This window comes from Flavobacterium sp. (assembly GCF_035292545.1).
Taxonomy (GTDB): Bacteria; Bacteroidota; Bacteroidia; order Flavobacteriales; family Flavobacteriaceae; genus Flavobacterium.
In genome coordinates this window covers 1-7,810 of record NZ_DATDPV010000028.1, presented here as the reverse complement: position 1 = coordinate 7,810, position 7,810 = coordinate 1, and the positions used below count along the sequence as shown (strand labels likewise).

Sequence of the window (7,810 nt, the reverse complement as noted above, 5' to 3'; positions counted from 1 at the left end):
GGTGGAGAACATGAGAAAATTTGGCGAACTCATTGGAATGGCATTTCAAATCAAAGACGATTTATTCGATTATACCGATGAGGCTATTGGAAAACCAACAGGAATTGATATCAAAGAGCAGAAAATGACCTTGCCATTAATTCATGTTTTGAATAATTGTACTACAAAAGAGAAGAACTGGGTCATCAATTCCATCAAAAATCATAATAAAGATAAGAAACGCGTGAAAGAAGTGATTGCTTTTGTAAAAGATCATAACGGACTTTCTTATGCCGAACAAAAAATGGTTCAATTTCAACAAGAAGCACTTTTGCTTTTAGAGAATTATCCAGACTCCGACTTTAAAGAAGCCCTAATCTTGATGGTCAATTATGTGATTGAAAGGAAAAAATAATTTTTTTTCAAAAATATTTATATTTATAGAACATTGGATTCACTGACTTTGTCTGTTTTTAAATTCCCAAATTAAAAAATAGTCTTAGTGTAATACAACCTTTTTACAATCATTCTCGTCTATGCTAATAGAAGTCTGTTTGTAGATTTCCGAAAACTTTAAACTTTAAATTGGTCTCTAAAAACTAACATGAAAGTAATCGACTTACATCAACTGCAAAAAGAAATCATTGCGCTGGCATTAGAAAATAATCGTCAGGCTCAGCAAAAGATTTACGCACAGTTTGCGCCAAAAATGTTGAGCGTTTGTCGGCAATATATCAAAGACCTGCATCAAGCCGAAGATATAATGATTACCGCTTTTATGAAAGTGTTTACAAACCTGAAAAATTTTGAGCACAAAGGGAGTTTCGAAGGTTGGATTAGAAGAATCATGATAAATGAATGCATTTCATGGATCAGAGTTCAAAAAAAAGTTAGTTTTCTGGAAGATGAATATTATCAGGAAGGAAGTTTTAATAACATCGAAAGCAATTTTAATGTTGATGATATTCAGTTTCTTATTGATGATTTACCGGATGGATACAGAATGATTTTCAATTTGTATGCGATTGAAGGTTTTAAACATAAAGAAATTGCAATCCTTTTAGGAATTAACGAAGGAACATCAAAATCGCAATTATCTCACGCAAGAAAGATGCTGCAAGGACAAATTAGTAAGCTGAAGAATTATGAAAATGGAACTAAATAATATAGAAAAACAAGTTAAAGAAAAGTTGAATAGCCGCACTATTCAGCCTTCGAATCAAGCTTGGGACAGGTTGGATGCAATGCTTACGGTTGCTGAAAATGAGAAATCCAAACGCAATTACAATTGGTTATATATTGCTGCCAGTTTTTTGGGATTTATATTAATCGGGACAATTTTTCTCAGTCAAAACGAGGGAATAAGCGATGTTGAGAAATCAGTAGTTATTGAAAATAAAGTAACAAATGAATCCTTGAAAACTTCAATTGTTGAAAAGGCTTCTGTAATAACTCCAATGCAAACGATTCCTGAAAGTGCTATTGTTTCCGAATCAAACAAAACGGTCCTAAAAACTGAAACAGCAAAAACCAAAAAAGAAGCAAGTATTTATGCATTAAGCAACAATCAAAATCAAAAAGAGAATGCAATCATCAATCAAAAAACTGAACAAAAAATCAGTTTACCAAAATCAAATGACGGTGATGTTGACCAACTATTAGCAACCGTTGACAAAACTTCAGAAACGGAAAATCCGATTAAAAAAACAACCATAAAAGTTGATGTTAACAATCTGCTTTCGCAAGTGGATGGAGAATTAGAATTGTCATTTAGAGAAAAGGTAATCAAATCGGCAAACAAAAATTATAAAACTGTCAAAGTGGCTTTGGCAAACAGAAACCAGGAATAAAATCATTAATCACATTTAAAATTAACAATCATGAGAAATTTAACCATTTACTTAACACTATTTCTATGTCTATTTTTTAATAAAATGGCAGCGCAGGAAACTTTTGAAGACAGAATTAAAACTATTGCTTCTAAAATAGAACAAATTACAAAGGAAGAAAAAGCAGCATTAAAAGTAGAAGTAGAGTCGGTAAACTCCCAATTGCAGTCAGGTTCCATCACGAACGAACAAGCCGATGAAAAGAAAATTCAACTGGCTGAAAAAAGAGCGAAAAATATAGAAAAAAGAGTGGGTTCAGCGGAAGAAGAATTGAAATTGGTCGTGCAGGAAAAAGTGGATGGAAAAATAAAAGAGCAGGATTCAACCAAAAGATATTCATTTGGATTTCCGGGGATGAAAATAAAAGACCGTCATAAAGATACTATTCAAGGGGAAAAAAGAACAACTAGCCAATTTGTCTTTGCTGCGGGTTTCAATAATTTAATTACCAATAAACAAGTCGCTCATTCAGATTTTAGATATTTCGGGTCGCATTTCTATGAGTGGGGACTTACCTATAACACCAGAATTTTGAAAAACAACAATCTTTTGCACGCCAAATATGGATTGTCAGTGATGTACAATAATCTTCGACCTACTGAAAATCGTACTTTTGTTGTCGATGGAAATCAAACGAATTTGGAAGTTAGTTCAATTGATTTGGATGATTCTCGTTTCAGAAATGTTTATTTGGTAGCACCGGTTCATTTAGAATTTGATTTTTCTAAAAACAAAACGGTAAATGATAAAACTGTTTTTCAATCGCATAAAGGATTCCGTATGGGATTTGGAGGATATGCCGGAATCAATGTGAAATCTAAACAAATATTGAAATTCGAGGATACGGATGGAAATGATGTAAAAGTAAGAGCAAGAGGCGATTTCAATACTACGGATTTCATATACGGCGTGAGTTCTTATATCGGTTACAAAGAAACTAGTTTATACGTGAAATATGATCTAAATCCATTGTTTACTGATAATGCAGTCAAACAGAATAATATTTCATTAGGTATTCGATTTGATTTAAATTAAAATTTTTTGTTAGTTATTTATTAAGAAAGTGTTTCGAAAGAAGCACTTTTTTAATTTGTAAAAATTCGTCATATTCGTGTTTAAACTTTTGTAACTTTGACCCTTTGTAACTTTGACCCTGTAAAATAATTGATTTCAAAAGCCACCATAGATATCGTTTTCGAAACTGCTCGAGTAGAGGAGGTTATTGGCGATTTTGTACAATTGAAACGGGCAGGAACCAATTTCAAAGGATTAAGTCCGTTTTCTGACGAGCGTTCTCCCTCGTTTATGGTTTCTCCGGTAAAACAAATCTGGAAAGATTTCAGTTCCGGAAAAGGAGGAAATGCAATTACGTTCCTGATGGAACACGAACATTTCACTTATCCTGAAGCGATTCGTTATCTGGCCAGGAAATACAATATAGAAATTGAGGAAACTGTTCAATCAGATGAAGAGAAGGCCATTACAGATGTGCGGGAAAGTATGTTTCTCGTTTCGGAATTCGCTAAAAAATACTTCCACGATACACTTTTAAATTCCGAAGAAGGAAAGGCCATTGGATATTCCTATTTCAAAGAAAGAGGATTCACCAATGAAACCATCAAAAAATTTGAATTAGGGTATTCTCCAGAAGCCTGGGATGCTTTTACCAAAGAAGCTTTAGGAAAAGGATATAAGCTGGAGTTTCTGGAAAGTACGGGTTTAACCATTCCAAGAGAAGACAGGCCGTTTGACCGTTTCAAAAGCCGTGTGATGTTTCCGATACAAAGCATGTCGGGACGTGTACTTGGTTTTGGCGGACGGATTTTAACTAATGATAAAAAAGCAGCCAAATATCTCAATTCACCCGAAAGTGATATTTACCATAAAAGCAAGGTCTTGTATGGTATTTTTCAAGCCAAACAAGCCATTGCCAAACAAAATAATTGTTATTTAGTTGAAGGTTATACCGATGTGATTCAGTTTCATCAATCAGGAATCGAAAACGTGGTCGCTTCTTCCGGAACTGCATTGACACCGGATCAAATCCGATTAATCAACCGATTGACAAAAAACATTACGGTACTTTTTGATGGTGATGCCGCCGGACTTCGCGCTTCCATTCGAGGAATTGATTTAATTCTGGAAGAAGGAATGAATGTCAAAGTTTGTACGTTTCCCGATGGAGAAGATCCCGATAGTTTTGCTAAGAAAACGTCTTACGAAGATTTAGTTTTATATCTCGAAAATAACTCAAAGGATTTTATTCAGTTCAAAGCCTCGCTTTTGATGAATGATGCAAAGAATGATCCTGTAAAAAAAGCCGATTTGATTCGGGATATGGTTACGAGTATTTCTAAAATACCGGATCGCATTCAACGCGAAGTTTATATTCAGGAATGTGCCCGAATTATGGATATTTCCGAACAGGTTTTGTTGAGTACTTTGGCACAATTGGTCCAAAAGGACATTACCGAAACCGGAAAGAAAATCAAACAAGAGCAAAAAGCTTTTGAAGTTGTAAAAAACGAAAATCCGGCTGCGGCAGAAGAGATTGATATTCTGTATCAATTGGAACGAAAAATCATCGAAATACTGCTATTGTATGGCAATAAAACAGAAGAGTTTGAAGATGTGCTTTTAAAAACCAATGAGGAAGGAGAGGTCGAAACGGTAACGGAGAAAAAAGAATATCCTGTTTATCAAAGATTGTATCTGAGCTTGCAGGAAGACGAGGTAGAATTAGCCAATCCTTTATTCAAAGATGTTTATAATAATTTGATTGATTATTTTCATCAAAACGAGAATTTTAATATTGAACAGTATCTGATGCAATTGCCTCCCGAATTTGCTCAGGAAGTTACTGATATTTTGATGGAAGACGAAAAATTAAGTTTGCACGATTGGGAAGGGCAGAATATATTTGTAAAACAAAAGAATCAAACAATAAGTCAATACGTTTCCGAAACGATTCTTACTTTACGTTGGTATTTAGTCGACAGGATTATAGAAGAACTAAAAGGTTCTATATCATCCGAACCTGAATCGGACAACACAGAACCTCTCTCTATGGCAATGGATTATTATAAGTTGATTAATTCTTTCTCAAATAAATTAGGAAGAGTAATGTCGCGTTATAATTAAACGATTTCTAACGTTTTTGCTTTATTTACTAAATCTACTAAGTTTGTAACGTTTAATTTAGTCAACAATCTTAATTTATAAGTACTGATGGTTTTTTCGTTGAGGTTAAGAATTTTAGAAATTTCATTATTCTTTTTCCCATCGCTTAAATAGCGCAGTACTTCAATTTCACGGTTAGACAATTTTCGATACAAGCGTTCGCTTTTGTTTTGTTTGGCTATCAGAGCCAAATTTTTCTTAACAGCTTCGCTAAGCACAACCGTTCCTTGGTGCACTTTTACAATCGTATTACCTAAAGTTTCCAGTTTTTCACTTTTGTGGACAAATCCGGAAACACCTGATTTTATAGCATTAGGAGCATAAATCTGTTCAGAAAGACTAGTAAAAAGAATGACCTTAGTTTTAGGATGATTTTTTATTATAGATTTTACATCATAAATACTGGACAGGCCTTCTAATTCTAAATCGAGTACTAAGACGTCAATTTTCTTGTTTTTAAGTACTTCTTCAATCATGGAAAAATTACCCACATTAGAAACAATACTAATGTCAGCATGATCTTTAAAGTAAGATTTTACCCCAAAATGTACAACAGGATAATTATCTGCTAGACAAACATTTATCATAATTTATATTTTTAAAGATTACATTTCGAAATGGGATATGTAAAGTTAGTGAAAAAATGCAAATGTATGTAAAATAATGTTAAATAATTATTTAATTTCTTCAGGGATAAAACAAACCGGAATCGGATTCATTTTATGCTGATTAATGGTATTCAAACGTTTGTAAATTTCAAAAACAATTCTTTCTCTTCCTGAAAAATCGACAACGGCTTTTCCTTTTTCACTTTCTGTCATGGCCCATTCCAGTTCATCATAACTGGCTCCAAGCTGGTCCTCATCACTTCTGTCATCCCCAAAAAGGCCATCCGTCGGAGCAGCCTCTAATATAGAATTTGAAATTTTCAAATAATCACCAAGCGCATAAACATCCGATTTCATCAAATCGCCAATCGGATTCAAATCAACGCCGCCATCACCATATTTAGTATAAAAACCAACCCCAAAATCCTCAACTTTGTTGCCGGTTCCAACCACTAAATAGCCGTGAATCCCTGCAAAATAGTATAAAGTCGTCATTCGTAAACGCGCGCGCGTATTGGCAAGAGATAAGTTCAATTTGGATAAATCTGCCGTTACAGGAACCTGATTCTTAAAAGTTTCAAAAACCGAAGTCAAATCTGCCTCCACATTTGTCACGTTTCCAAATCTTTTTTTGAGTTGCTCAATGTGTTCCCGACCACGATTCACCTGACTTGGCGCCTGATGAATAGGTAATTCCACACACAAGGTCGGCAAACCCGTTTGCGCACAAAATGTTGAGGTTACTGCCGAATCGACTCCGCCAGAAATTCCTATGACAAAACCATTCACTTTTGCGTCTATCGCATAATCGCGTAACCAGTTAACAATGTGATTATTAACTTTGTAAACTTGAATTGTACTTTTTTTAGGCATATTTTCTGAAAATTTAAAAAACCGCAATGTATATTTGCAAAAATAATAATTATTAGGAGCTATTTCCTGCTGTTCGCTATATCTTTTTCTTTTTAAAGAAAAAAGAAAAAGGATGCCGCTGCCATCAGGGCTAAAAACAAAATCATATAGATGAAAAAATATCTTTTACCTTTTGCCTTATGTCTTTTATTTGCTTCTTGCGACAAAAAAAATAAAACAGAAAAAGAAATCGAAAATATTCCATTAGAAATAAAAGTGGTGCGTTTCGACAAGATTTTTTTTGAAACACCAGTAAGTGAATTGCCAAAAATCAAAAAACAATTTCCGATTTTATTTCCGGAAGAAGTTCAGGATAGTGTTTGGATCAATAAAATGAAAAATCCGCTTTGGCGAGAATTGTATACTGAAGTCCAAAAAAAATATAGCAATTTCGAACCCGAAACACAGGAAATCGAAGATTTATTCCGACACATCAAATTCTACTTTCCAAAAACCAAAACGCCAAAAGTAATCACGCTGATTAATGAAATGGATTACAATACTAAAGCCGTTTATGCTGATAGTCTGGTTCTGATTTCTTTGGAGTTGTATTTAGGAAAAGAACACAAATTCTATGAGTTTCCGGAATATCTGAAACAAAATTTCGGAAAAAACCAAATGATGCCGGATATTGTTTCCAGTTTTGCAATCAGAAAAATTCCACCGCCAATGGATAAAACCCTGCTTTCGCAAATGGTTTATGCAGGGAAGGAACTCTATCTAAAAGATGTTTTATTGCCGGAACATACCGATGCCGATAAAATAGGCTACACACCCGAACAAATCAAATGGTGTCAGGAAAATGAAGGTTACATGTGGCGTTATTTTATCGAGGAAAAATTATTATACAATGCAGATTCCAAATTGCCAAATCGTTTTATAAATGTGGCGCCTTTTTCTAAATTTTATCTGGAAATCGACAATGAATCACCAGGACGCGTTGGAACTTGGGTAGGATGGCAAATTGTCCGTTCGTTCATGAAAAACAATGAAGTATCTTTGCCGCAATTATTGCAAATGGATGCCACAGAAATATTTAATAAATCAAAATACAAGCCCCAGAAATAATGAGTAAAACAATCACTTCCGAAATAAAATTCCTTGTGGAATTAGACGAAAATAAAGTTCCCGAAAAATTAAGCTGGACGGCACAAGACGGTGGAATTGAAGCCGAAGAAGCCAAAGCTATTATGCTTTCCATTTGGGACAGTAAAGCAAAAGAGACCATGCGTATCGATTTGT

The 7,810-nt window shown here is 34.3% G+C and carries 8 protein-coding genes and 1 pseudogene; 7 read left to right on the top strand and 2 right to left on the bottom strand.

Annotation, left to right across the window (positions count from 1 at the left end; all coding sequences use genetic code 11):
• The 5 genes from VI621_RS04550 to dnaG form a co-directional block, all read left to right on the top strand.
• A partial coding sequence (locus tag VI621_RS04550; protein ID WP_324217196.1) for a polyprenyl synthetase family protein occupies positions 1–394 on the top strand: 394 nt, incomplete at its 5' end.
• A gap of 189 nt (positions 395–583) precedes the next feature.
• Positions 584–1,144, top strand: coding sequence for an RNA polymerase sigma factor (locus VI621_RS04545; RefSeq protein ID WP_324217195.1), 561 nt, complete (start codon positions 584–586; stop codon positions 1,142–1,144).
• Complete coding sequence (locus tag VI621_RS04540; protein WP_324217194.1) at positions 1,125–1,829, top strand: hypothetical protein; 705 nt, start codon at positions 1,125–1,127, stop codon at positions 1,827–1,829. The genes VI621_RS04545 and VI621_RS04540 overlap by 20 nt, the downstream gene beginning before the upstream one ends.
• A gap of 30 nt (positions 1,830–1,859) precedes the next feature.
• Positions 1,860–2,903, top strand: coding sequence for a hypothetical protein (locus tag VI621_RS04535; RefSeq protein ID WP_324217193.1), 1,044 nt, complete (start codon positions 1,860–1,862; stop codon positions 2,901–2,903).
• A gap of 129 nt (positions 2,904–3,032) precedes the next feature.
• Positions 3,033–5,009 (top strand): DNA primase, encoded by a 1,977-nt coding sequence (gene dnaG / locus VI621_RS04530; RefSeq protein WP_324217192.1) that lies wholly within the window; start codon positions 3,033–3,035, stop codon positions 5,007–5,009.
• Here the strand turns inward: dnaG and VI621_RS04525 are convergent.
• Positions 5,006–5,635, bottom strand: a complete 630-nt coding sequence (locus VI621_RS04525) for a response regulator transcription factor (RefSeq protein WP_324217191.1) — start codon at positions 5,633–5,635, stop codon at positions 5,006–5,008. The genes dnaG and VI621_RS04525 overlap by 4 nt on opposite strands.
• Before the next feature lie 87 nt (positions 5,636–5,722).
• Complete coding sequence (nadE, locus tag VI621_RS04520) at positions 5,723–6,529, bottom strand: NAD(+) synthase (RefSeq protein WP_324217190.1); 807 nt, start codon at positions 6,527–6,529, stop codon at positions 5,723–5,725.
• Between the two features lie 150 nt (positions 6,530–6,679).
• Here nadE and gldB point away from each other — a divergent pair, with 150 nt between their 5' ends.
• Entirely contained in the window at positions 6,680–7,636 is a 957-nt protein-coding gene (gene gldB / locus VI621_RS04515; protein WP_324217189.1) for a gliding motility lipoprotein GldB, read from the top strand.
• Positions 7,636–7,810, top strand: a pseudogene (locus tag VI621_RS04510) (gliding motility protein GldC); the annotation flags it as partial. The gene gldB and the pseudogene VI621_RS04510, both read left to right, overlap by 1 nt.

What these genes read in the sequence shown, in the direction of transcription:
- VI621_RS04545 (WP_324217195.1), top strand. Translation starts at nt 584, where the DNA reads ATGAAAGTAATCGACTTACATCAACTGCAAAAAGAAATCATTGCGCTG.
- VI621_RS04540 (WP_324217194.1), top strand. Translation starts at nt 1,125, where the DNA reads ATGAAAATGGAACTAAATAATATAGAAAAACAAGTTAAAGAAAAGTTG.
- VI621_RS04535 (WP_324217193.1), top strand. Translation starts at nt 1,860, where the DNA reads ATGAGAAATTTAACCATTTACTTAACACTATTTCTATGTCTATTTTTT.
- VI621_RS04525 (WP_324217191.1), bottom strand. Translation starts at nt 5,635, where the DNA reads ATGATAAATGTTTGTCTAGCAGATAATTATCCTGTTGTACATTTTGGG.
- nadE (WP_324217190.1), bottom strand. Translation starts at nt 6,529, where the DNA reads ATGCCTAAAAAAAGTACAATTCAAGTTTACAAAGTTAATAATCACATT.
- gldB (WP_324217189.1), top strand. Translation starts at nt 6,680, where the DNA reads ATGAAAAAATATCTTTTACCTTTTGCCTTATGTCTTTTATTTGCTTCT.